Origin of the sequence: Vibrio sp. 2-1-2a (assembly GCF_032648565.1) — a bacterium.
Lineage (GTDB): Bacteria > Pseudomonadota > Gammaproteobacteria > Enterobacterales > Vibrionaceae > Vibrio > Vibrio diabolicus.
On sequence record NZ_WBOH01000004.1, the window covers coordinates 520544 to 546090 of the forward strand.

At 47.9% G+C, this 25547-nt stretch carries 21 protein-coding genes; 10 read left to right on the forward strand and 11 right to left on the reverse strand.

Annotation, left to right across the window (positions count from 1 at the left end; all coding sequences use genetic code 11):
- The 3 genes from F7Y48_RS14205 to F7Y48_RS14215 form a co-directional block, all read right to left on the reverse strand.
- Complete coding sequence (locus F7Y48_RS14205; RefSeq protein ID WP_048624591.1) at nucleotides 1-573, reverse strand: hypothetical protein; 573 nt, start codon at nucleotides 571-573, stop codon at nucleotides 1-3.
- A 186-nt stretch (nucleotides 574-759) separates the two neighbouring features.
- Complete coding sequence (locus F7Y48_RS14210; RefSeq protein WP_005394395.1) at nucleotides 760-1539, reverse strand: class I SAM-dependent methyltransferase; 780 nt, start codon at nucleotides 1537-1539, stop codon at nucleotides 760-762.
- Between the two features lie 90 nt (nucleotides 1540-1629).
- The gene (locus tag F7Y48_RS14215) at nucleotides 1630-4755 is read right to left on the reverse strand and encodes an EAL domain-containing protein (protein ID WP_316684816.1); all 3126 of its coding nucleotides are present in this window, start codon (nucleotides 4753-4755) and stop codon (nucleotides 1630-1632) included.
- Between the two features lie 113 nt (nucleotides 4756-4868).
- On the opposite strand from F7Y48_RS14215, the gene asnC reads away from it, so the two are divergent.
- Nucleotides 4869-5333: a transcriptional regulator AsnC gene (gene asnC, locus F7Y48_RS14220; protein WP_005394393.1), complete on the forward strand. Its 465-nt coding sequence runs from the start codon at nucleotides 4869-4871 to the stop codon at nucleotides 5331-5333.
- Between the two features lie 75 nt (nucleotides 5334-5408).
- Here asnC and prlC read toward each other — a convergent pair whose 3' ends face one another.
- A complete protein-coding gene (gene prlC / locus F7Y48_RS14225; RefSeq protein ID WP_316684818.1) occupies nucleotides 5409-7451 on the reverse strand; it encodes an oligopeptidase A in 2043 nt (680 codons plus the stop codon).
- 395 nt (nucleotides 7452-7846) lie between these two features.
- Here prlC and F7Y48_RS14230 point away from each other — a divergent pair, with 395 nt between their 5' ends.
- Both F7Y48_RS14230 and gorA read left to right on the forward strand, forming a co-directional pair.
- Nucleotides 7847-8686 carry a 23S rRNA (adenine(2030)-N(6))-methyltransferase RlmJ gene (locus tag F7Y48_RS14230; RefSeq protein ID WP_005394390.1) on the forward strand — a complete coding sequence of 280 codons (840 nt, stop codon included), beginning with the start codon at nucleotides 7847-7849 and terminating at the stop codon, nucleotides 8684-8686.
- 258 nt (nucleotides 8687-8944) lie between these two features.
- Nucleotides 8945-10300, forward strand: a complete 1356-nt coding sequence (gene gorA, locus F7Y48_RS14235) for a glutathione-disulfide reductase (RefSeq protein ID WP_301569015.1) — start codon at nucleotides 8945-8947, stop codon at nucleotides 10298-10300.
- An 80-nt stretch (nucleotides 10301-10380) separates the two neighbouring features.
- Here the strand turns inward: gorA and F7Y48_RS14240 are convergent, their stop codons facing one another.
- Nucleotides 10381-11286, reverse strand: coding sequence for a LysR family transcriptional regulator (locus F7Y48_RS14240; RefSeq protein WP_316684820.1), 906 nt, complete (start codon nucleotides 11284-11286; stop codon nucleotides 10381-10383).
- Between the two features lie 121 nt (nucleotides 11287-11407).
- Between F7Y48_RS14240 and xapA the strand changes: the two genes are divergently transcribed.
- The gene (gene xapA / locus F7Y48_RS14245; RefSeq protein ID WP_005379149.1) at nucleotides 11408-12232 is read left to right on the forward strand and encodes a xanthosine phosphorylase; all 825 of its coding nucleotides are present in this window, start codon (nucleotides 11408-11410) and stop codon (nucleotides 12230-12232) included.
- Between the two features lie 104 nt (nucleotides 12233-12336).
- Here xapA and F7Y48_RS14250 read toward each other — a convergent pair whose 3' ends face one another.
- Together F7Y48_RS14250 and F7Y48_RS14255 are read right to left on the reverse strand one after the other, a co-directional pair.
- Nucleotides 12337-12948: a bifunctional 4-hydroxy-2-oxoglutarate aldolase/2-dehydro-3-deoxy-phosphogluconate aldolase gene (locus F7Y48_RS14250; protein ID WP_005394384.1), complete on the reverse strand. Its 612-nt coding sequence runs from the start codon at nucleotides 12946-12948 to the stop codon at nucleotides 12337-12339.
- A gap of 9 nt (nucleotides 12949-12957) precedes the next feature.
- Complete coding sequence (locus tag F7Y48_RS14255) at nucleotides 12958-14334, reverse strand: GntP family permease (RefSeq protein ID WP_005478622.1); 1377 nt, start codon at nucleotides 14332-14334, stop codon at nucleotides 12958-12960.
- 153 nt (nucleotides 14335-14487) lie between these two features.
- On the opposite strand from F7Y48_RS14255, the gene F7Y48_RS14260 reads away from it, so the two are divergent.
- Both F7Y48_RS14260 and edd read left to right on the forward strand, forming a co-directional pair.
- Nucleotides 14488-15012, forward strand: coding sequence for a gluconokinase (locus F7Y48_RS14260; protein WP_005467756.1), 525 nt, complete (start codon nucleotides 14488-14490; stop codon nucleotides 15010-15012).
- On the forward strand, nucleotides 15012-16808 hold the full coding sequence (gene edd / locus F7Y48_RS14265) for a phosphogluconate dehydratase (RefSeq protein WP_316684833.1): 1797 nt from the start codon (nucleotides 15012-15014) through the stop codon (nucleotides 16806-16808). The genes F7Y48_RS14260 and edd overlap by 1 nt, the downstream gene beginning before the upstream one ends.
- Nucleotides 16809-17163: 355 nt before the next feature.
- Here edd and F7Y48_RS14270 read toward each other — a convergent pair whose 3' ends face one another.
- The 4 genes from F7Y48_RS14270 to F7Y48_RS14285 all read right to left on the reverse strand — a co-directional run bounded on the left by F7Y48_RS14270 (nucleotide 17164) and on the right by F7Y48_RS14285 (nucleotide 20164).
- Entirely contained in the window at nucleotides 17164-17493 is a 330-nt protein-coding gene (locus F7Y48_RS14270) for an SMR family transporter (RefSeq protein ID WP_053807555.1), read from the reverse strand.
- Nucleotides 17490-17894 carry an SMR family transporter gene (locus F7Y48_RS14275; protein WP_012841241.1) on the reverse strand — a complete coding sequence of 135 codons (405 nt, stop codon included), beginning with the start codon at nucleotides 17892-17894 and terminating at the stop codon, nucleotides 17490-17492. The genes F7Y48_RS14270 and F7Y48_RS14275 overlap by 4 nt, the downstream gene beginning before the upstream one ends.
- Nucleotides 17895-18165: 271 nt before the next feature.
- Nucleotides 18166-19101, reverse strand: a complete 936-nt coding sequence (locus tag F7Y48_RS14280) for a LysR family transcriptional regulator (protein ID WP_048624586.1) — start codon at nucleotides 19099-19101, stop codon at nucleotides 18166-18168.
- 55 nt (nucleotides 19102-19156) lie between these two features.
- The gene (locus F7Y48_RS14285) at nucleotides 19157-20164 is read right to left on the reverse strand and encodes a LacI family DNA-binding transcriptional regulator (protein WP_256954510.1); all 1008 of its coding nucleotides are present in this window, start codon (nucleotides 20162-20164) and stop codon (nucleotides 19157-19159) included.
- A 219-nt stretch (nucleotides 20165-20383) separates the two neighbouring features.
- Between F7Y48_RS14285 and F7Y48_RS14290 the strand changes: the two genes are divergently transcribed.
- From F7Y48_RS14290 to F7Y48_RS14305, 4 genes are read left to right on the forward strand one after another with little or no spacing between them, the layout of a single operon-like run.
- Entirely contained in the window at nucleotides 20384-21736 is a 1353-nt protein-coding gene (locus F7Y48_RS14290) for a serine/threonine-protein kinase (protein WP_085343348.1), read from the forward strand.
- Between the two features lie 13 nt (nucleotides 21737-21749).
- Nucleotides 21750-23222: a chromosome partitioning protein ParA gene (locus F7Y48_RS14295; RefSeq protein WP_316684839.1), complete on the forward strand. Its 1473-nt coding sequence runs from the start codon at nucleotides 21750-21752 to the stop codon at nucleotides 23220-23222.
- Nucleotides 23223-23224: 2 nt separating this feature from the next.
- Entirely contained in the window at nucleotides 23225-23797 is a 573-nt protein-coding gene (locus F7Y48_RS14300) for a sigma-70 family RNA polymerase sigma factor (RefSeq protein WP_005394366.1), read from the forward strand.
- Nucleotides 23797-25359, forward strand: a complete 1563-nt coding sequence (locus tag F7Y48_RS14305) for a hypothetical protein (RefSeq protein WP_316684842.1) — start codon at nucleotides 23797-23799, stop codon at nucleotides 25357-25359. The genes F7Y48_RS14300 and F7Y48_RS14305 overlap by 1 nt, the downstream gene beginning before the upstream one ends.
- The last annotated feature ends 188 nt before the right edge of the window (nucleotides 25360-25547 follow it).

Genomic DNA, 25547 nt, shown 5'->3' on the forward strand with positions numbered 1-25547 from the left:
TTAATGCACTTTGACTTGCGAGCTTGCGCTCATCAACGCCTTGGGCGACGTTGGCAACAACACTTCTAGCTTCGCATTGCGCGCTTCAAGCTTGCGCTGACGCTTAAGTAACTTTTGTTGTTTTTTCGCTACTTTTAACAACTTCTTCTGCTGCTTATAATGCTTTTTCAGTGCTTTTTTCGCTTTCTTAAGCGATTTTTTATCCGCTAAATCAAACCATACTGGTACGTCGGTTCTTACTGGATCCAGGGATTTTTCGGCTTGCTTTTTCTCTTTTACGCGCTCAACAACACGCTTCACAATCGCGGCTTTTTCGTTGCTTTGTTTTGTTGTCACAGGAATCGGTTGTACTGGCAGCGCTTCAGCCAATAAGCCACATGATTGTTGCTCGTTCAATGGCTTGTCTTGGCATTTTTGCGGCGGAATAGCGGCTGGCTTACACAGGGTATCTTTGGCCGCTGAAGAGCGTGCGCAAGAGCGACAAACAAACTTTGGTGCGACAACTAAACGATGGATGTCGCCAAGCTCCGCCGCGATCTGTTTACGACTCATTTTGCATAAGCGTTTAGCCATTCTACTACTCCAGCTTCCCAATTATCGACCGCATCACAACAAGTGAAATAATAATAATTCTTAGTTAGATATACAGTCAGGAAGGAAAATTAGCAAGAGAAAACTATCAGTAACGATTCAGAAAGAGAGGCTTGATCACAGCACGATACACCGTACTGTGACAAGAAAAGTTGAGCGGTCAGGAAGTTATGCCATTGAGGCTTTAACATAGACATCAAAGCGATTTTTTTTGGTTTCAATCGCCATAGTCGGCTTTTGCTCGTTCAGCCAGTTTGCATAGTCTGGGCGCTTCACCACCACGCGTTTTGTGGCTAACGCCATGGCAGGATCTAGCAAACCATCGGCGTCCAAATCGGCGCCAACCAACGATTGAAAAACGCGCATCTCTTTTTTTACGAGCGCCGATTTCTTCTTGTTTTCTGGGTGCGGATACATAGGGTCGAGATACACCACATCTGGCTGAACAAAGTCTTCATCTTGTGCCAGCTGTTCCAATGCATCATGACTGGAGGCATGGATCAGCGACATACGCTCTGATACCCAAGTTCCAATTTCAGGGTCTTGTTTCGCACGCGCTAAGCCGTCATCCAGCAACGCTGCGACTACCGGGTGTCGCTCCACCATCTGTACCTTACAGCCGAGCGAAGCCAAAACGAACGCATCACGTCCCAGCCCCGCCGTGCCGTCTAGAACGGTTGGCGTTGCCCCTTTGTTCAAACCTGCGGCTTTTGCGATGGCTTGGCCCTTACCACCACCAAATTTTCGGCGATGTCCCACTGCGCCACCAATTAAATCGACAAAGATAGCTCCCAACTTTGGCTCATCCACTTTACGCAGCTCTAAACGCTCGGTGGTCAGCACCAAAGCAAAATCGCTCTCGTCAGTGTGAGAAAGCTGCCAGCGCGCAGCCAGTTCATCCAGATGAGGTTGTTGAGACGGGTCTTCACAGATCAATTGCAGTTGCAAAAGGAGGCTCCAATAAAAAATCGCGGTAACTGGCGCTGAGTGTATACCTAATTTACCTCTCAATGCTAGGTTGAGCTTGATATGACAAGACTACTCAGCCGTCAGTCGCTCAACTAACTCAGAAAGCGGTTGAGGATGCCCAATACCGTAGCCTTGGCCATAATCCACACCAAGATCGATCAAATGCTGCATGACTTGTTCGTTTTCGACAAACTCCGCCACCGTCACTTTGCCTAGCTGTTTTGCCAAGTCATTGATCGAGCGAACCATTACACGGTCCATTTCATTTACGTTGATATCTCGCACGAAAAGGCCATCAATTTTCACAATATCAACGGGAAGTTTCTTTAAGTAACCAAATGAAGACAAGCCCGAACCAAAGTCATCCAATGCAATCATGCAACCCAGCGCTTTGAGCTTGGTGAAGAGCTCAATGGCTTGCTCAAGATTACTCATCGCCGCTGTCTCGGTGATTTCTAGACAGATTTTTTCACACGGCATGGACGAACGTTCCAACCGCTCCAATAAGAAATCGATAAACTCTTGATTCCCCATAGATTGACCTGAAAGGTTTATCGAACAACGACCGAGTTTTTCAACCACCTCCGGGCGTTGCTCAAACCATTCTAGTGTTTGAGTAATGACCTGTTTATCAATCCAATGCGCAATGTTGTAGCGCTCGGAAGCCGGAATAAACAGTGCAGGAGAAACATAATCACCATATCCATTGCGAATGCGCACTAAAATCTCAAAATACATCTGAGCATCGTGCTGTTGTAAGCTTTTGATCGGTTGAGCAAACAACTCTAAACGCTGATTCGACAATGCCTCATGCACCAAATTGACGCTCTGCATTTCCATCTGGCGACGTTGTAGCTCTTCGTTATCTAAGCTGAACAGATTGTAGCGGTTACGGCCTTGCTCCTTGGCGGCATGACACGCAGAGTCTGCTTGAGCGTGCACCATTTGCGGCGTCTCTGCCGTATGGTCGATGATACGAATACCAATAGAACAACTGATGAACAAGCGCGTATCTTCCCAAATAAAGAGATGCTCACTCAACGTCGAGATGATCAGTTTAGCGATATTAATGGCGCCGTATTCGTCGCAATCTTTGAGTAGTACCGCAAACTCATCGCCTCCCATTCGAGCCAAGATGGAATTGTATGGCAGCACTTCCTCTAACATGCTGGCGCAAAATTGAATCGCCGCGTCACCCGCATCATGCCCAACCGTATCATTGAGGACTTTTAGCTGATCTAAGTCGAGGTACAGCATGGCGTGGACGCGACGATGGCTGTCCACCTCACGCAGTGCGGTCTTGAGCTCTAGTTCAAAGTGGTTTCGGTTATAAGTCCCTGTCAGTAAGTCATAGCGCGCTTGATATTCCAGTTTCTCGGAAAGCTGTTTAGTTTCTGTAATATCTTCGCCCACAATCAACAGCTGATCAGATTCACTCAGTGGACGAATGTTCTCGCGTACCCAAACACGATGACCATTTGCATGGCGATACTCGACTTCACGTCGCCAGACCCCATGCACCTGTTGATTGGGTTGCAATAGCACTTGGCGAGGAAACAGTACCTTGTCATCAAAATAAAACTCCCTTAGGCGGTGTCCGAGCATGTCCATCGGTTTGTAGCCGAGGAGTAGTTGAGCAAATCGATTCACTTCTTGAATGCGGTTATTGCAGTCAAGTGTCACCATCATGACAGGCTGTTGCTCATAATAGTTACGCAGGGTTGATTCGCGTTGATAGAGCTTATCTTCCATCAACTTACGACTAGTGATATCGCGCGCTTCAAACAAGTATTGCTTTTGATTTCCTACTTGCTGAGAAAAAGGCTTGAGTGAAATTTCCAACACCAATGTACCGTGCTCTTTACTCCAAATTTCAGCCTCAAACGTCGACACTTGATGGTGAGGCGCGTGGAAATACGCCTCAAGCAACGATTGTGCTTTCTCACTCCAATTGGGATGAAACCAAAGTGGTCGGTCTAAACGCAGCCCTTGGTGATACAGCAAAGATTGCAGGTGATCGTTGCCCGATTTAAGTACACCGTTGGCATCCAAAATGCCCATATACTGCATGCTCTGATCAAAAATCGACTCTAAGATGGCTTGGCTTTCTCGCGCGGCACTCTCGCTGCGACGCATCCGCTGTAAATAGTAACCCATCAACAAAATGACCACCGACATCACCACAAACAGGCTACCAAACAAGCGAATTTCTTTGGCAAAACGCTCAGAAAACTTCATCGGTTTATTAAAAAATACCGCAGAGACCTCTTGCTCAGCACCCAGCCCCCAGCGCACTACAGCTTGATAATCGAGCTTGATTTCAGAATCACTTTTCTTCACGGCTGGCAGAGCTTGGTCAGGGTTATCCAACACAAACTCAAGTATCTCAGCGCTCTCTATGCCATGCCGATAACCACTTTGGATCACGCCACCAACCGCACCGTGCCCTAAGCCAATGTCGTGCACCATAAACAGCGGCGCATTTGAGGCTCTGTTGACGCCAATCCAGTCACGTTCACTGCCAACCACACCTTGTTTATCTCGGTAATAGGTCCAAAACAGGACGACTTTATCTTTATTCAGCTTCGCCACTTGTTGCTTTAAGTCAATGATACTATCGGGAATAACTTGCACGATTTTGTCGCGATATTGCGGATGTTCATGTACAAAATCGTCGATTTGATAGCGTAATACCTCTCCCGTTACGGAATGGTCACTGACAATAAGAATTTGAGTGTAATCAGGGTGTAGGCGCTCTATGAGGGCTAAATTTGCCTCCAAATCGACATCTTCTGTTACTCCTGTTGCGTTCAGGGATTGGTGCAAAGAAGGATGATAATTGTTGATGCCGTTAAATATAACCGGGGTGTCTTTGATGATTAGCGCCAAACGCTGCATCAGTTCAAGCGCGTTGTTGTCGCTCACTAAAATGGCATCGAATCGTTCTTTGCTTAATTTCGTACGATATAAGGATTCAAGCTGAGCGAAAAACTGCTCACTCTGGTTACGTTTCGAGTCTAAATAGAGCACGCGCATATCCAGCGATCGATCACCCAATTGCTGCTCGATACCTCGCTGTATGGAATCCGTCCAGAAAAAACCTTGATGATAGGAGTGCACGACCAAAACTTTCGGATCTGAGGCCGCGGCAAACGCGCTCCAACATAGCGCGACAATAACCAGAAAACGCTGCACATTATCTCCATAGCTCGGAGTTAACCCGCAGTTACTCCTGCCAAACCTTGTGAATCCTATCCGCTATGAGTATAAAAGGGAGGTAAAACTCTATCCCTAACGGAAATAATAGTATGAATGCGAGCCTGCCGAAACTCGACGACCTTGACCGCGCAATATTAAAAACACTGATGGCTGACGCCAGAACGCCCTACGCAGAAATGGCAAAGCAGTTCGATGTCAGCCCTGCCACTATCCATGTGCGTATTGAGAAGATGAAATCGGCTGACATCATCGAAGGAACGGAGGTGATCGTAAATACCAAAAAGCTCGGCTACGATGTGTGCTGCTTCATTGGTATTAACCTAAACGCAGCTCGCGATTACCATTCCGCGCTAGAAAAACTCAACGCGCTCGACGAGGTCGTTGAAGCTTACTACACCACGGGCGCGTATAACATATTCGTCAAATTGATGTGCAAATCGATTGAAGAACTGCAATTTGTGCTGATTGATAAGCTGCAAGCCATTGATGAGGTTCAGTCTACGGAGACATTGATATCGCTGCAGAACCCAATTAACCGCAGTGTGAATCCGTGAATTTTTTATAAAAAATGGACAAAAAAAGGCCAACCGAATGGTTGGCCCTAGTATTTTTTAAAAGACAGCGTGCGCTTACGCTGCAATACCAGAATGGCGCAATAGCGCATCAATTTGTGGTTCACGACCACGGAAGCGCTTAAACAGCTCCATTGGCTCTTCACTGCCACCCATTTCTAAGATGTTGTTCAGGAAGCTTTGACCCGTTTCTTTGTTGAAGATACCTTCTTCTTCAAAGCGAGAATACGCGTCTGACGACAGCACTTCAGCCCACAGATAGCTGTAGTAACCCGCGCTGTAACCTCCAGCGAAGATGTGACCAAAGCTGTGCGAGAAGCGCGCCCACTCAACGGCTGGAACCACCGCGACTTTCTCTTTCACTTTCGCCAGCGTTTCTAAAACGCGTGCACCCACTTCTGGGTCGTATTCGGTGTGCAGAGTAAAGTCGAACAAACCGAATTCTAGCTGACGCAAAATGCCCATCGCCGACTGGAAGTTCTTCGCCGCGAGCATCTTATCTAGCATCGCTTTCGGTAGCGGCTCACCTGTCTCATAATGACCAGAAATGAACGCCAGAGCATCCTCTTCCCAACACCAGTTTTCCAGGAACTGACTTGGCAATTCAACCGCATCCCAAGGTACGCCATTAATGCCTGATACCGCGCCAGTTTCTACTTGCGTCAGCATGTGGTGGATGCCGTGACCAAATTCATGGAAAAGTGTCACAACTTCATCGTGCGTAAACAGTGCTGGCTTTTCGCCCACTGGACGGTTGAAGTTACACGTTAGGTACGCCACCGGCGTTTGCAGTTCACCAGAGAGCGTAATACGACGACCACGACAGTCATCCATCCACGCACCACCACGTTTGTGCTCACGTGCGTAGAGATCTAGGTAGAAACTGCCACGCAGTGCGCCTTCAGCGTCAAAGATATCGAAGAAACGCACAGATTCGTGCCAAGTGTCCACGCCTTCGCGCTCAGTAACTGTCATGCCAAACACGCGGTTTAGCACTTCAAACAGCCCACTGACAACCTTTGATTCTGGGAAGTACGGGCGCAGTTCTTCATCCGAGATTTGGAACAAGTGCTGCTTTTGTTTCTCGCTGTAGTAAGCAATATCCCACACATTCAATTCTTCAACGCCAAACTCACTTTTCGCAAACTGACGCAACTCTTCGACTTCACGTTCACCTTGTGGTTTCGCACGTGTCGCTAGGTCATTCAAGAAGCCCAACACTTGATCTGGCGTTTCGGCCATTTTCGTTGCTAACGATTTCTCGCTGTAAGTATTGAAACCCAACATGCGTGAAATTTCGTGACGCAGTCTCAGTTGCTCAGTAATGATTTCTGAGTTGTCCCACTTACCAGCATTTGGACCGCGATCAGAGGCGCGCGTCACGTATGCTTCGTACACTTCTTTGCGCAACTCTTGGTTGTCGCAGTACGTCATGACAGGTAGGTAAGATGGGATATCCAGCGTAATGAGGTAACCATCTAACTCTTTTGCTTCTGCCGCGGCTTTCGCTGCTGCCAGCGCCGATTCTGGCATGCCAGCAAGGTCTTTCTCATCCGTGATGTGCTTGGTCCAACCCATGGTGGCATCCAGTACATTGTTAGAGAATTTAGAGCTGAGCTCAGACATGCGCTTGCTGATTTCGCCGTAACGGTGCTGCTCATCGGATGGTAAACCAACACCCGATAGCTCAAAGTCTCGTAACGCATCGGTGATGGTTTTTTGTTGAGCGCGAGTCAGCGTTGCGAATGCATCACTGGCTTTAATCGCTTTGTACGCTTCGTACAGGCCTTTGTGCTGACCAACCCAAGTGCCGTATTCCGACAAAATTGGCAAACAACTTTCGTACGCTTCACGCAGATCTTCGCTGTTCACCACGGAGTTCATGTGACCCACTGGCGACCAAATGCGGCTTAAGCGGTCATCCGCTTCTTCAATTGGCGCAATCACACTGTCCCAAGTTGGGTGAGCATTATCTTTTAGAACTTCATCGATTTTCGCTCGGCAGTCAGCAATCGCTTGTTCAACGGCTGGCTTGATGTGTTCTGGTTTAATTTGAGAAAACGGAGGTAAGTCCGTAAACGTCAGAAGAGGATTAGACATGAATAATTCCTTTTGTGTTTTGACTCTGTGATTGCCTGTCTATTTTGTGTAGATAGGCCAACTCAATGTACAGACGAGCCAGCAACATGGATTAGGGGAGCTCCGTTCCCTTTCTCTATGCTGCGATGACCATATAGTCAACGAGCGCTACTCTGTCCTTGAGTCTTGTTATACCTAAATGAGATTTCACACTCTTTGAGCACGAGAAACTCACCTAGTTCAATTCGATTACCAATAGTAAGTGTGGGTGACTTAAAGAAATTTCAATAGCGTCCCCTTATCAGAGGAACAGATTTGATTGGAAGTTCTACATCTTTAAGTTACTTGAGTATAATACCGCCATAGAGTGAAAATCACAGACCACACTCAGCCAAAGAGTGTTTCGAGAGTTTAATTTGTTAAGTTACCGCCACAGCTTCCACGCCGGAAACCATGCCGACGTGGTCAAACACATCGTTCAAAGCCTCATTCTTGATGCGCTGAAACAAAAAGATAAACCATTCGTTTATCACGATACCCACTCGGGTGTGGGCCGTTACGATCTGACTCACGAATGGTCTGAAAAAACGGGCGAATACAAACAAGGCATCGCGCGTATTTGGGATAACCCAAATATTCCTGAAGACATCAAAAGCTACATCGATGCCATCAAAGTGCTCAACAACGGCGAGAAGCTGCGTTACTACCCAGGCTCACCACGTGTGGCGCGCGCGCAAATCCGCCCACAAGATCGCATGGTGCTGACGGAGCTGCACCCAGCCGATCACCCATTGTTAGAGCAAGAATTCCATCGCGATCGCCAAGTGAGCATCTTCAAAGAGGACGGATTCCAACGCCTAAAAGCAAGCTTACCGCCACAAGAGCGTCGTGGTTTGGTGCTGATTGACCCACCATACGAGCTCGCGAAAGAGTACCGCGATGTAGTGCGCGCGATTCATCAGAGCCATAAGCGTTGGGCAACCGGTATCTACGCGATTTGGTACCCAGTGGTAAACCGTCACGACATCGAAGATATGATCGAAGGCCTGGAAGCACTGGGCATTCGTAAAATTCTGCAAATCGAGTTAGGTGTCGCACCCGATACCAACGAGCGCGGCATGACGGCATCCGGCATGATTGTGATTAACCCGCCGTGGAAACTGGAAAGCCAGATGAAAGAGATTCTGCCATTCCTGCAAGACGCGATCGCGCCAGCAACTGGCCACTGGAAAGTGGACTGGATTGTGCCAGAGTAAGCTCATCTGCACCGAAACCTTCTAGCGCAACGACATGCTCGTTGCGCTTTTTATGCTCTCACCTTCTCCCTCCAGTCGCGCTTATTCTTCTTTTTGTGCCTCTCATCGCTATTTGTCATAAGTATTGTCGCTTTTTCCCATTTAGGAATTAGTCGAATTAGATTTATGATAGTGGGATAACGGTGGCATTGAGTTCGGGCAAGGTCATCCCAATCTATCTATGTACCAGATAAAATTTATAAGCTCTTGGAGAAAGTAATGGCGACTCATTTTGACTATATCTGTATCGGTGGCGGCAGTGGCGGCATCGCATCTGCAAACCGTGCGGCGATGTACGGCGCGAAAGTTGCGCTAATCGAAGCTCAAGACCTTGGCGGTACCTGTGTCAACGTAGGTTGTGTACCGAAGAAAGTGATGTGGCACGGCGCACAAATCGCAGAAGCAATGAACCTGTACGCAGAAGATTACGGTTTTGATGTCGACGTGAAAGGTTTCGACTGGAGCAAGCTGGTTGAGAGCCGTCAGGCGTACATTGGTCGTATTCACCAATCTTACGATCGCGTTCTTGGCAACAACAAAGTAAACGTGATTAAAGGCTTTGCTAAGTTTGTTGACGAAAAAACGGTCGAAGTAAACGGTGAACACTACACAGCAGATCACATCCTGATCGCGGTTGGTGGTCGTCCTACTATTCCAAACATTCCAGGCGCTGAATACGGCATCGATTCAAACGGCTTCTTCGACCTAGCAGAGCAACCAAAACGCGTTGCGGTTGTGGGCGCAGGCTACATCGCAGTTGAAATTGCTGGCGTACTGCACGCGCTAGGTACAGAAACGCACCTGTTCGTACGTAAAGAGTCTCCACTACGTAGCTTCGATCCAATGATCATCGATACGTTGGTTGAAGTGATGGACGCAGAAGGTCCAAAACTGCACACCCACTCTGTACCAAAAGAAGTGGTAAAAGAAGCCGATGGCAGCCTAACTCTGCACCTAGAAAACGGTGAGAGCCAAAACGTTGACCAACTGATTTGGGCAATCGGTCGTCACCCAGCAACAGACGCAATCAACCTAGCGTCAACCGGCGTGGCAACGAACGAAAAAGGCTACATCAAGGTAGACGAATACCAAGAAACCAACGTGAAAGGCATCTACTGTGTGGGTGACATCATGGAAGGCGGTATCGAGCTAACGCCAGTAGCAGTGAAAGCGGGTCGTCAACTTTCTGAGCGTTTGTTCAACAACAAACCAAACGCGAAGATGGACTACGATTTGGTACCAACTGTGGTATTTAGCCACCCACCAATCGGCACTATCGGTCTTACAACGCAAGAAGCGGAAGAGAAGTACGGCAAAGACAATATCAAAGTCTACACGTCTAGCTTTACTGCGATGTACACCGCCGTTACTAAACACCGTCAACCATGTAAGATGAAGCTTGTATGTGCTGGCGAAGAAGAAACAGTTGTTGGTCTACACGGCATCGGTTTCACGGTAGATGAAATGATCCAAGGCTTCGGCGTAGCAATGAAGATGGGCGCAACCAAAGCAGACTTCGACTCTGTTGTGGCTATCCACCCAACGGGCTCAGAAGAGTTCGTAACGATGCGTTAATTGCGCGCTAATCGCATTGCTGATTTCAGCGAATCATTTGAAAAGGTCATCTTAGGATGACCTTTTTTGTTTGCCCATACTTAACTCGCATTCTCCAATAACGTGCGAACAAACTCGGCTTTGATAGCACTCTCCTGCTTACCATCATGAATCAGACACAAGTCTGCACGCAGTGACTCTTTCAGTTTAATAAAACGAATCCCATGCCAATGATGCTGAGAAAATGTCGACGGCACCAACGTCACGGTGTTGCTGTTTGCTACATACGCCATCAAGGTGCTTGGCTCCACCACTTGTTTGCCAATATGGGGTGAACAGCCTTCTTGCAGACAGGCATTGATGATGAAGTTTGCCGAGGCAGAATTCGCCAAACTCATAAACGCAAACTCACACGTCTTTAAATCTTGGAGCCGCAGCAAAGATTTGCTGGCTAACTCATGTTGCTCCGACACCGCCACCACAAACACATCTTTGCCCAAAGATACCGACTGATACGGATAAATGTTGAGTGCATCGGCAAAGCGCACAATACCCACGTCGATTTTCTTCTCACTCAGATGCTTCTTTTGCGTCTCTGGGTTGAGGTCAAAAATGTCGGCGTGATAAGTGTCATGCTCAGCATGGAAGCGCTGTAACAGACGATCAAATCCGCCCCAAAATGCGCTACTTACCACACCAACTCGCAAGATGTTTCTCTGGTTCAACCCCACTTGCTGCACTTGATTGAGCGAGACATCCAAGGTCTGAAAAATCAGTTGGCATTTGGACTCCAACAATCGCCCGGCCTCCGTCAGCATGACGTTTCTTGAATCACGCTCAAACAGTTTGACGTTAAGCACCTCTTCCAACTCTTTGATGCGGTTGCTCAACGGCGAATTGGTGATATTGAGGTTCTCGGCCGCCTTAGTGAAATGCTTGGTTTGTGCGACCTCGTAAAAGTAACGCAGCATCTTCAGCGTCACGCGCTCAAATGGTTCTGACTTCATGCATTAGGTCCTAGCGAGTTTCATCATCCTCTTTTTAAGGATGATAGTAGCGAATAAAGCAAAGATAACCAGCGCAGAAAGTCACACAATGGAATCAACACACAACCAGAAGGTGACTAACATGAATCACGATCCAGTAATCGGCGCGCTACAAACCATTCGCGAACGCAAACCAAACTTCCAACCTAAAGCGGCGTTTATTTTAGGCTCTGGCTTAGGCGTATTGGCAGACGAACTACAAGACAAAGTGGTCATTCCATACGAAGAGCTCGAAGGCTTTCCGGTTAGCACCGTGCAAGGTCATTCTGGTGAGTTGGTACTTGGTACCATGGGCGGCGTAGACGTAGTGTGCATGAAAGGCCGCGGTCACTACTACGAACACGGCTCAATGAAGGTCATGACCACGCCCGTGCGCACCTTTAAAAAGCTGGGTTGTGAGTTTCTGCTCGTCACCAACGCGGCAGGTTCACTTCGCCCTGAGCGTATTGATGTCGGTTCTCTGGTGGTATTTCATGATCACATCAATACCATGCCTGAGTCGCCAATGATCGGTCCGAATGATGAAGAGTACGGCCCGAGGTTCTTCAGCCTCGCCAATGCGTACGACAAAGACCTGCGTGCAGAAGCGTTTGAAGTCGGCAAAGCCAATGGCATTCACCTGAATGAAGGTGTGTTTGTCTCTTACACAGGCCCCAACTTTGAGACCGCAGCCGAAATCCGCATGATGCAAATCATCGGTGGTGATGTAGTGGGCATGTCGGTCGTGCCAGAAGTGATTTCTGCGGCGCATTGCGGCTTACCCGTATTGGCAGTGTGCGCGATCACCAACATGGCAGAAGGCTTGGGAGATGTAGAACTGTCTCACGCCCAAACATTGAAGTGCGCGAAGCTAGCCGAAGCCGATTTCATTCGCTTTATTAAGCGCTTTATGAAGCATCACTTCTAAAGCCGCTTCATTCCAAAAGCAAAAGGGCCATCAAGTAACTTGATGACCCTTTTTCGTATCACGTTTCCCAACGTTCGGGGACATTTCGGAGCCGTTTGTGCGTTTTACTTAACTGCGCGAACCAATTCAGCAATGCCTTCCCAATCGCCGTTGTCCATCATTGCGGTTGGCACCATCCACGTACCGCCACAAGCCACAACCGATTTCAACGCTAGGTAATCTTCCACGTTAGATGGGCTTACGCCACCTGTTGGCATGAATTCAACTGGGTAAACCGCCGTGAGTGCTTTCAGCATGTTTACACCGCCTGATGGCTCAGCAGGGAAGAACTTCAACGTACGCAGACCCATTTCCATCGCTTGCTCAACCAAGCTTGGATTGTTTACACCCGGTACGATAGTCACGCCACGTTGCTGACAGTATTTCACTGTGGTTGGGTTGAAGCCTGGGCTAACGATAAAGTCCACGCCCGCTTCGATTGCGATATCCACTTGTTCTGTGGTCAGAACGGTGCCCGCGCCAATCAACAGCTCTGGGTACGCTTCACGCATGATGCGAATCGACTCCGCCGCCGCTTCGGTGCGGAATGTCACTTCCGCACATGGTAAACCGTTTTCTACCAACACTTTTGCCAGTGGCAGAGCGTGTGCTACGTCGTTGATTGCGATAACTGGGACGATTTTGATTTCTCTTAATCGTTGTTCAAGTGTTGTCATGGGGAACCTCTAAAGAATAAAGCTTAATGTTGCGACGATAATAAACGCGATACCGCCAAGTAACGTTTCCATTACCGTCCAAGTTTTTAATGTGGTTTTCTCATCCATCTCAAGCAAACGAGATACCAACCAGAAACCAGAGTCATTGAAGTGAGACAGTACCGTTGCACCACCCGCAATCGCGATTACGATAAAGCAAAGGTCTAGTTCACTCAAACCTGTTGATGCAGCCACAACTGGCGCGATAAGAGCTGCCGTAGTGGTTAGCGCTACCGTTGCCGAGCCTTGAGCAACACGCAGACAGGTTGAAATAACAAACGCCGCCACAATCACAGGCATACCTGTATCTGTAAGAACGTCAGCCAGTGCATCACCGATGCCGCTTGAGCGCAGTACGCCGCCAAACATGCCACCAGCACCCGTTACTAGGATAACGCCACAGATTGGAGCCAATGACTCACCACACAATTTTTCTAGTTTTGCCATGCCGTAGTCTTTGGCAAACACAGCCAGACAGACAATCAAAGTAATCAGCAACGCGACTGGGGTTTTACCTAGCATACGTAGGAACTCAACCAGTGCCGTTTTGCCATCAATCAAACCTGCAACCGCCAGTGTGTTCAATACCGTATCCAAACAGATTAGCAGGACTGGCAGCACAAGGATGGTCATAACCGTGCCAAATTTTGGTGCGTTGCGCTCATCCACCATCGCTTCACCATTAAAGAAGGCTTTAGATAGTGGGATATCGAATTTTTTGCCCGCGTACAAACCAAATAGGTAAGCGCCAAGGTACCAAGTGGGAATAGCAACCAAAATACCCACCACCAATAGCAGACCGATGTTTGCGCCAAGGAATTCTGCCGCTGCAACCGGACCTGGGTGTGGTGGAACAAACGCGTGCATAACCGCAAAAGCACCGGCTGCAGGCAACGCGTATTTAATTGGCGAGCCACCAAAACGAGCCGCCACACTTAGGATGATTGGCATCATCACTACAAGGCCTGCATCGAAGAAGATTGGGAAGCCAAACAGTAATGAAGCGACGCCCAAAGCAAATGGTGCGCGCTCTTTACCAAAGCGACCAATCAAAGTGTCTGCCAGCACTTTCGCACCGCCAGTCACTTCAAGAATTTTACCGATCATCGCACCAAGACCAACCAGTAATGCCACGGAAGCCAGTGTGCCGCCGAAGCCGCCCATCATGGTCGATACGACTTTCTCTGAAGGAACGCCAGTGGCGATTGCTGTGCCTAAACTCACCATAGTAAGGGAAGCAAAAGCATGGACTTTCAGTTTAATGATCAGAACGAGTAACGCTGCAATGGCAAGGCCTGCAATCGTCAGTAGGAACGTAGGATCTGGGGCTTGGGTTAATTGCTCCATAGGTTCACCTTTAAGAATTATTGTTTGTGTTATGGTTCACATTTATTTCAGTTACCGGTAACATGTTACCGATAACATGAATAAGATAAACCCATATTTTAAAGTGAATTCAAAAATTGAGATCACGCGCAAATTTGGTTATGAGGATAAGTTATGGCTGGTAGTAGTGTCATCGTTATGGGCGTTTGTGCTAGTGGTAAAAGCACAATTGGTGAGCATCTAGCGAAAAAGCTAGGGCGTAAATTCATTGATGGTGATGATCTTCATCCACGAGCGAACATTCAGAAAATGGCATCGGGCCAGCCTCTGAACGATGATGATCGCAAGCCATGGCTAGAACGCATTCGTGATGCGGCGTACAGCCTAGAAAGCAAAAACGAACACGGCATTATTGTCTGTTCAGCACTGAAAAAGATTTACCGCGATCAGATCCGCGAAGGCAACGACAACGTGACCTTCCTGTTCCTTGATGGCGATATGGAGTTGATCCTTAATCGCATGCGTATGCGCAAAGGCCACTTCATGAAAGAAAACATGGTGAAGAGCCAATTCGAGACGCTAGAGCGCCCAGACAACGAGCCTCAAACTCTGATCGTCAGTATCGACGGAGACATCAGCGACGTGGTGGAACGCTCTGCCGCTGAGCTAATCAAAATGCAAGCGATCGAGGTGGCGTAATGACTCACTCTGTTGTTCTTGAGGTCACACAACGTTTGACCGAGCGCAGCCGTGAAGCGCGCGCTGCGTTTCTTGCTCGCACCGAAGTGCAAGCCGAAGCTGGCAAAGGCCGTGTTGGTTTATCTTGTGGTAACTTAGCCCATGCAGTCGCCGCTTCTTGCTCTTCTGAAAAGAAAAATATTCTCGATTTTACTCATGCCAATGTCGCGCTGATCAGCGCCTACAACGACATGTTGAGCGCCCACCAGCCGTACCAAGACTACCCAGCGCAAATCAAACAAGTGCTGGCGGACTACGGACATACAGCGCAAGTCGCAGGTTGTGTGCCAGCGATGTGCGATGGGGTGACTCAAGGTCAAGCAGGCATGGATATGTCGCTGTTTTCGCGTGACTTAATTGCGCAATCAACGGCGTTGTCTTTGAGTCACAATGTCTTTGATGCCACATTACTGCTTGGTATCTGTGACAAAATTGCCCCGGGGCAACTTATGGGCGCGCTGTCTTACGCGCACCTACCGACTGCGTTTGTACCAGCGGGTCTGATGGCAACAGGCATCAGCAACGAAGAGAAAGTCGACGTACGCCAAAAATACGCAGCGGGTGAAGTCGGCAAAGACGCTCTGCTGGATATGGAGTGTCGCGCTTACCACTCTGCGGGTACGTGTACGTTTTACGGCACCGCCAACACCAACCAGTTGGTGTTCGAAGCCATGGGCTTGATGCTGCCAGGTTCGGCATTCATTCATCCCCATACCCAACTGCGTAAAGCGTTAACCGATCACGCGGCTCTGAAAATCGCCTCAATGACGGCGGGTTCTGCACACTTCCGTCCGCTGGCCGAGGTGGTCACAGAAAAGAGCTTGGTCAACGGCATCATCGCTCTACTTGCATCTGGCGGCAGCACCAATCACACCATTCATATGATCGCCGTGGCGCGTGCTGCTGGCATCTTGCTCACGTGGCAAGACATCAGCGATCTGTCGGATGTGGTTCCTTTGTTAGCTCGCGTTTACCCGAACGGCCCAGCCGATATGAACGCGTTCCAAGACGCGGGGGGCGTGCCTGCGTTATTGCACCGCTTGAACCAATCCGAGCTTTTGCATCGCGATGTGAAACCCGTGTTTGGTGAATTTGAAGACCAAATGACGCTACCGAGCCTTATCGATGGCCAACTGACTTGGACACCGTGCCAAGGCAGCCAAGACGGTGACGTGATCGCCAAACCGGACGCCACTTTCCAAAACACTGGCGGCACTCGCGTACTGACTGGCAACTTGGGTAAAGCCGTGGTGAAAGTGTCTGCGGTGAAAGAAGAGCAACGCGTGATTGTTGCACCTGCGATCGTATTCCAATGCCAACATGAAGTGGAAGCCGCGTACAAACGTGGTGAGCTGAACAAAGATTGCATCGTTGTAGTCACACACAACGGCCCAGCAGCAAACGGCATGCCTGAACTGCACAAGCTGATGCCAATTTTAGGTAACGTGCAAAAAGCGGGCTTTAAAGTGGCGTTGGTTACTGACGGTCGCTTATCTGGCGCGTCAGGTAAAATTCCGTCTGCGATTCATGTTTCTCCAGAAGCCATTCGTGGTGGCGCGATTGGTTTGGTGCGCAATGGCGATTTGATTCACCTTGATTGCCAAACGGGCGAACTGAACAACTTAAGCGACACCACTGGTCGCGAGTTGATTCATTTCGATACCGAATCCACCCAACAAACATGGGGACGAGGCTTGTTTAGCGTGATCCGCCAAAACGTCTCTAGCGCAGAAGAAGGCGCAAGCTTCATTGTTTAAGGCGAGAAGAAAAACCTCGTCATTTCGACAAGCCTAAGCAAGATCAGGAATCTAATAGCAAAATGCTGTGAAGCCAGAGAAAATCCCTCTGCCACAGCACTTTTTTGTTAGTAGATTCTGAATCACGCTCGTCCCTCGCTGTTCAGAATGACGAGCTTTGGGGTTGGTCACTGTTCTTCTTAAAAATGAATGACTCCGTCATTTCGACGAGCCTAGGCGAGATCAGGAATCTACTATCAAGGTGCTGTAAAGCTAGAGAAAACAACTCTGTCACAGCACTTTTTGTTGGTAGGTTCTGAATCACGCTCGTCCCTCGCTGTTCCGAATGAAGATATCTGGGGCTCAGAGGATTGCATTAAGCGGTTTTCATCACCACGACCGCAGCAATCACCACAAAGATACCAAACCAGCCGATTGGCTTGAGTTTCTGTTTAAACAGCAAGGCTCCACCCACTGCGGTACCCAAGATACCGATCGCGCCCCAAGAGGCGTAAGCAATAGCTAAGTCGATCTCTTTCACCGCTTGCGCCAACAGCGTGAACGCAGCCAGTACCAACACAATCGCGGTAATGCCCCAGCCTTTGTATTTAAAGCCGTGAGAACGTGTGAGCGCCATGTTCGCCACAATATCGACCAAGGCAGCCATCACGACAAATCCAAATGACATCGTAAAAAATTGACTCATGATTCACACCTTACACTTGTAGAAAATGAACGTTCTTTTGCCAGTTTATCGGCGTTTTTCTTGGTGTTAGATTGACCGTGTGACTCCCCTAAAGTCACACAAACGATGCCGATGACAGCTAACATCAAACCAAGCAGCTCTTGGGTATTTAAGTCAGAATCAAACAACACGATCGAAACGACCGTGATCAATGAGATACCCAACCCTTCCCAAACAGCGTATGCCACGCCGATAGAAATCTTTTTCGCTGCAATCGAGAGGAAGTAGTACGACACCGCAATCAATACGTACATCACGATGTAGCCCAACCATCCATGACCTTGTCCGATAAAAGACATGGTGCTGGTGCCTGCTACTTCGGCAACGATGGCGAGCAATAAAAATAGACGTGCAACTAGCATGATGAATCCTCCATCAGAAATTAAAAAACTGCATAACGGAGAATGGTGAATGTCACGCATCTGTATCGACATTCAAAAAGTTAAAAAGATAAAAATGAGCCACTTCTCCTGACTATTTGAGCTAAGGTTAGCGCTGAGCAGGAAAAAGAGACAGGTAATTGAGATATTCATTTTTGAATATCTATAGGATCGAGTTGTCTATGTAATCACATATTTTCTTCATGGTTATTTTATGCAGAGAATCTCGGTGACGCGATACAATAACCAGTCATCACTGTGCGAAAATTAATGGCGTCTTCAGGGTTTGGCGTACCACTTTATGTAAGTGTCGGTGCAAAGGATGGTTGCGATTGGTTTGTAAGAAACCGCCAGAGACGACAAACTGGCTAAACTCACGGTTGACCAAAGGCATCGCGTAAGAGTCCAGCTCCGGCATCAATACTGCTGAGCTTTGACTGGCATACATAATCGCGTCGGTTTCTTGCAGCATTTGGCAAGCCACGCGCAAATTATAGGATTTCAATAACACCACAGGCTCATAGCCCATGCGGCGATACTCAGACTCCACGGTACAAAGTGGTTTATACGAAGCGGGCGCAGGCAGAGACACCAGAGGCAGTTTGGACACCGTGTCCCAATCATTACTGACTTTCGATAACGTCGGGTGGTTTTTACGTGCCAAAATCACCCGTTTTTCAACAAACAACGGACGCATATAAATGTCTTTCGACAGCTCGGTCTCTTGGTCAAGAATGCAGTAATCGTGCTCGCCCTCTAGCATTTCATCGTGCGAGTAACTGTTCCAACTGGAAAAGGCAAAGTGCGCTTTGGGAAAGGCTCGATGACAGCCAGTTAGCAATCGCTGCCCTTGCTCATCCATCAAATAAGGGTCGGTCACAATCGCGATCTGCCCTTGGTATTGCAGTGGGTCGAACACTTCAAACTCTTGCACCACTTTTTCCAGTGGTGCAATCATGTTGTCGAACTCGGCGGCGAGACGTATCGCCATCGGTGACGGCTCAACCCCATGCGCTTTACGCACAAACAGCGGGTCATCAAACACTTGTTTGAGCTTCATCACGCCGCGACTGGCGCTCGGTTGAGAAATGCCCAGCTGCATTGCGGCCAGCTTGATGCTGCGGTTTTCCACCACGGCCTTTAATAAACGCATTAAGTTGAGATCCAATGCATCCAGCTGATGTGCCATACCCTAACCTGCCAATACCATTGATGAGCGAATACAGAGAGCGGTTAACTGCGAGTTAAACACTCTCTCCTGAGGTAATTTGATACCCCATATCAACCACTTTTTCTTCTTGCGCTTCACCTTTCAGACGCGCGATCAAAAGTTCTGCGCTCTTTTCACCGATTTTGAAACGCGGCGTATCGACGCTAGTCAGTTTCGGGCTGATGGTTTGACCAATATCCAGCGCGTTATAGCCCACAACCGCCAGCTGCTGCGGAACTTGAATGCCACGTTGTTGCGCGCTCAGCATGGTCCCTATCGCGATGTCGTCGTTGGTACAGAATACGCCATCAAGCGTTGGGTGAGTTTCTAGCGCGCGTTCAAGCAAATCATGCGCTAAAGAGAAGCTAGAGTGATCACCCGTTAATACGTGCTTAGGTTTTAGCCCTGCTTCCGTCATCGCGCGATCATAGCCTTGCATACGCAGCTTGGTTCGCGTATCCAAACGCGCCCCAAAATAAACGATTGTACGCTTACCTGAATCTAGCATCTGCTTAACCGCCGTGTACGAGGCATCTTCATGATCTAGCCCAACCGCCATATCAATCGGCTCTGGTGGTAGTTCCATGGTTTCCACCACAGGGATCCCTGCATTTTTTATCATTTGCAATGTACGCGGCGTGTGATGGCTTTCAGTGAGAATAAGTCCATCGACCTGATAAGAGAGTAATGATGCGATCTTGCGTTCTTCTTCAAGCTCATCGTAGCTAAAATGCGCTAAAAGCGTCTCATAGCCATTGGCTTTGGTCACCATCTCGATGCCCTGAACAAAGGAAGCAAAAATTTGGTTGGACAATGAGGGCAGTAAAATACCAATGGCTTTACTGGACGACTTTGACAACATAGCGGGGGCGCGGTTCTCGATGTATCCCATCTCTTCAATCGCAGTCGCAATCTTGGCCCGAGTCTTTTCTGCCACCGATTCAGGGTTACGCATATAACGTGAAACCGTCATCTTCGTGACACCAACTTGGTCTGCGACATCCTGCAATGTCGTGCGAGTTTTCTTATTCTGTTGAGCCATAAATATGTGATTTATCAGTAATGTTACAAGTAACATTATGACGAATAGACTCTCTGCCGACAAGCTCAGTGAAAATAATTCGCAAAATCATGATGTTATTATTCTATTAGCCACCAAATTGCGTTTCATACATTGTGAGTCAAAGCCGAATAAATAAATGACATTTATATCAAAGTTCTTATAAAATGCCGTACCTAAAAGAATAAGACATTAGGCACAGTGCAGTTAGGCTCTAGCGAAACCCAGATTTACTATCACTTGCTTGATCTGGACGACTCCCAAAAGCAGCAATACCTCCAAGCATTGCAACAAAGTCAACCTGAGCTGTATCAACAACTCGTTCCTCTTTTAGCCCACGAGACACCTGAAGAACAACTAACGCAGTTACTTTACTTTGGTGCTCACCAGGCTACGAACCGAGACGTCGATCTAAGCGGAGAAGTCATCAGTAAGTATCGCCTAACTCATGAGTTGGGTCGCGGTGGCATGGGTGTCGTTTACGCCGCCCTACGTGCAGATGAAACGTTCGAACAAGATCTGGCCATCAAGTTTATTCAAAGCAATTTGAGTAATGTGCTGGGACAACGTGCACTCTTCGATGAGGCACAACTGCTCGCGCGCCTAAACCATCCATACATAGCGAAAGTGTTTGATGGCGGCCTTCATCAAGATTCAGTTTACATCGTGATGGAGCGGGTATTTGGTCAAACCTTAGATGAATACCTGTCAGAAAATAAGCTGGAAAAGACAGAAAAACTGCTGCTGTTTAAGCAGATTTGTCAGGCGATGGAGCACGCCCACCAGCATCATGTTTTGCATGCCGATCTAAAACCAGAAAATATACTGATTGATCGTAGCAAACGACCCAAACTGCTCGACTTCAACTTAACTCAAAAAGCGCACTCCACCCGAGAGGGAGCACCCTCGGCACTGATTGCGTTTAGCCAAAATTTTGCCAGCCCTGAGCAACAGGCAGGACAAGTACTGACAGAACAAAGCGATGTTTATTCATTGGGCAAAATCCTCGCGTTGATGTTTCCGTCACCAGCGGTTTGGTCTGATGTGTATTGGGTGATAAGACGGGCGACGCGTCCAGCCACCCAAGTGCGATACCCAGATGTGCGAGCGCTACGCATTGATATCGAGCGAATTATCGAACGTCGCCCTATCGAGCAGAAAAAACACTGGCCGTTGTATAGCGCCTTTCGCTTGGTGCAACGGCGCCCTCTTGCTTCTGCATTGTCAGGCATCATCGTGCTCTCAGGTGTGCTATTTGGCAGCGCCATGATGCAAAAGAATATCCAACTGCAACAAGAGAAGAAGATTGCAGAAGATATGATGTACGAAATGACCCGCCTTATCTTCCACGCGAAGGGGCAGAATGTCGAACACCTCTCGGTGAGCTCCATGATGGAGTTAACACGAAGGCGGATACTCTCTAATCCAGATATCCCCAAACATATAAAACAAAAAATGTTGTTGGCGATGATGACACCGGTGCCAAAGAAGCACCTAACTACTCCAATGAGTTGTCAGCCAAATTGTGCGTCTGAGGACAGCACCAACCAATAAGGCTTAAAACAAAATGTATACACGTTCAGTGGTATTTTGGCTGTCTGCATTGACGGCTACCTCCACATTAGCAGCAGACACTTCTGCTGCTACTTCACACCCGCCCACTTCAACCTTGAAGCAAGGCTACTTTATCGATGCGCCAGTGACTGGCTTGTATTACAAAACCAGTTCCAATATCACTGGCGTTACCCAACAAGGGGCATTTCACTACCAACCTGGTGATGTGATTAGTTTCTTCCTTGGCAACGATGATAAAGGTTATCTGCTGACAACCTTATCGAGCCAAGAAGTGCTTACACCGACGATGGCAACAACCAAACCCAGTCGTAGCATCAATATGACGCGCCTGCTGCTCTCTCTCGACAGTACGCCTGAGAATCGTAAGGAAATTGTCTTAGCCAACCGCGTGTTGTCTGATGCTCGCTTTCAAAACCAGCTCAAGGGCCTTGACCTCAATTATCTGGATGACGCCAAACGCCACCTCAATCTCGACTGGGTGTCTGTCGATGAGGCAATTGAGCACTTAAACGAAAGCCAGCAGTACATTGAGAAAAACTTTGCCTCTGATGAGATCATCTTCGAACCTAGCGGCATGACGTTCAAAAACATCGTGATCAAAAAGAAAGATTGGCAAGGCCGAGCTTGTGCTTACGACTTACGTTATCAACATCATCCTAAATATCGCCCTCCGTTTGGTGAAACTCGATTCACCATCACCAAAGATTCATTGATTGAGCATCCAAGCATTGGCGATCATTTTCAAGGTTGCTTCCTCTCGATGAAGCGCCCTATCACGGAAGACATTGTCGAGCCGATAGGCAAATTTGCGGATTGGTTTAATATCGTCGGTTGCTCAATCACAGGGTGCACCCGCAACGATTTGAATGGCTTCTCTCTCGAAGACTTTGATGATGAAGGCGACTGGAAATACCGCTCCGTTGCACTCAACTTTGATCCAAGTACTGAGCTACTGATGGAAAAAGTACAAGGCCTTGGGCGTAAAAAAAACATCCACCACCACAATCGTACAGAAATGCTGTGGTTTACCTACCCTAACACGAACGAACACGACATCGACTACCTCGGGGTATGGCAGCAGACCCAATACCACCAGCAGTCCATGACACAATCGTGCCTATTGATGCGCCACCAACAAGTCATGCGACTGCCGCACAATGCAGACACCTGTCCAACCGACGCAAGCCTATACACCCAAGATGTCACCCAAGAGTATGCGGACATGTGGTGGGTCAACAATGACGAACCCAAAGCCGAGCTTGCGCAAATGAATGTCATGGTACGTTGGTCAACGACCCCTGCCGAAATCAATTACACCACTTGGGAATATCTGCCCGCTGGCGCAACTTGGGAACAAGGCATTTTATATCGCTATCAACAAGATGTTCTCCGCAACCGAGACGGCTCTGATCGCATTGAAACCCACACCATTTCTGAATTTGTCAAAGTGAGCGAGGATGTATAACCATGGCAACAGCAGTAGCACTGACACAAATCATTCAACAATGGCAATCTGGTGATAAACAAGCTGAGAGTGAGCTTTACCAATTTGCGTATTTGCAGTTACGTAAGATCGCCCAACACGAGCGTGAACGAAACGCGGAAAAGTACGGCACCGACAACAAAGTATTGGCTGATAGCGTCAACAGCACCACGGCATTAATTCATGATGCTTACCTAAAGATGTCCAACTGCGACATGAGTGAAATTGAAACAAAACGTGATTTCTTTTTGATGGCCGCCAAAGTGATGCGTCAAATCTTGATCGATAACGCACGCTCGCACCAAGCACAAAAGCGTCAACACATCACATTGATGAGAGATGAAGAAGATCGTTTCGAGCAATTGATTATCATGGATAAAGCGCTGGATAACTTCAGTAGCCGTTACCCACGCCAATCAAGTGCACTCAAACTCAAGTATTTAATGGGAATGAAAAACCAAGAAATCAGTGAACTGCTCGAGTGCAGCGCAAGCTTAATAGAGAAAGACCTAAAATTCTCTCGCAGCTGGTTGCAATCACGAATGGCGCACGCGTAATGAGAAGCAAAAAGTTTTGGATAATCGGCGCAATCTGCGTTGGTTTGCTCGGCGTATACTGCATGTCAGACGAATCCAGCTTGGCATCCGCGGCGGACTCATCAGACAGCACAAGCCAATCAACCACGCGAACACATCGTCAATATGAGCGCACATCTTTAGTTGAAGTAAAGCAAGCGTTGACAGGTTCTGCGTTGGAGAACGCCCACACAAAAGACGGTGATGACGCCTTCAATTCTGCCATTTTAGGACAACCAGGGCCAGTTACGAACCCATTTCATACTACAGAAGACGGCTCTTTTTACGACTCGTCTGTGGGTTATGAAGACAGCCGCTCAAAAGAGGACCCATCAGAGAACAATAAACCCATCATCAACCTCACGGTGGAACAACAGCTACAAACCATTATTTATGCTTGGGAGCTCAACCAAAACTCTCCGATTAGCTATTCGCTCAATCTTAACCAACTGTTTGAAGACCCGGATGGTGATCTCCTCACCACTCGGATTTGGCTCGAAAACGCCAATGGATTAAGGGTGCTAAACCAAGGACAAATGATGGTGCTAGGTGCACCAGAGAACATTAAAACCACCACATACCTGGCGGTAGCGGCGCGTGATGATTACCACGGCGACAGCGACCATGCGTGGGTCACAACACGTTTTGAGTTGCCTGTTGTCACTCCAGGTCACAATGACACGGAACACCCGTTAATTGGCGGCATTGTCTATCGCTTGGAGACGACGCAAAACCTTGGCGGTACCGCGTACGCGTATGAAGTGGTTTATTGCGAAGCGTTTCAGTTTGAGGATGACGAGGTACGTTATGCCGCCTCAAACAACAAACACCAGTGTCCTGAAAAGGGAGACTTAAAAAAGGTGGGTGAGTACAAAATCAGTGATGACTCGTTGATTGTTTATGTCCACGGCGTACGCCAAATTTGGACCACCAAAAAGGTATACGCATCTCAGGTTCATAAAGAGACTCAGAACTATTTCACCACCGTATTTGATGGCAAACAATTCGAAAGCTACACCATGCAAAAAAACAAGCAATCGATGGAAAAACGCATCAATGTCCACACTGGTGAGTACGAATATCAAGGAACGTTGTTTGACTACCTCTTTCCCATTTCAGGAGGAGGTTATATAAACGGGACTGCTAGCAACTACATATTTGATAGAAGTGTTCAGGGTAACGAACCAGTGCACAAACTGGACTCTGATCTCAATATGAAATCAAACCAACATGACCTATTTTGTCATGATTATTTATTTTACTGGTACAGCTCTATCGTAGCGGGGCGAGGAGAGTTTGCCGATATTATCTCTAGCTCAATGGATTTTGACGGCGTAACTCCAATACATTGTGCTGAATGGCCAGATGATTACTGGCAACGAACATTTATGTTTTACAACCTTGAATACACAGATTACGACATATTCATTCCAGGCGAAGTCTACAGTTATGTGCTTAAACCTCACCCTCAATTTGCTGATCGCGTTGAGGAATTTAAGATCAACATGATTTATCACGCCCCTGTCCTTAGCGACACCCAATAAACCTTTCTTTACAGGTGGTTATTTTGACAAAACAATCATCCCCAAAATAAAACTGGAACCGTGATCAAATTATCAATTTTCCATCATAGACAAAAAATAGAAATAAATTTTACGGGTTTTGTGCGGTTTTTCGTGTCTTGAACCTAGGCTCAATAGTCATTAAAAAGACACCACTCTCTTCAATCTCA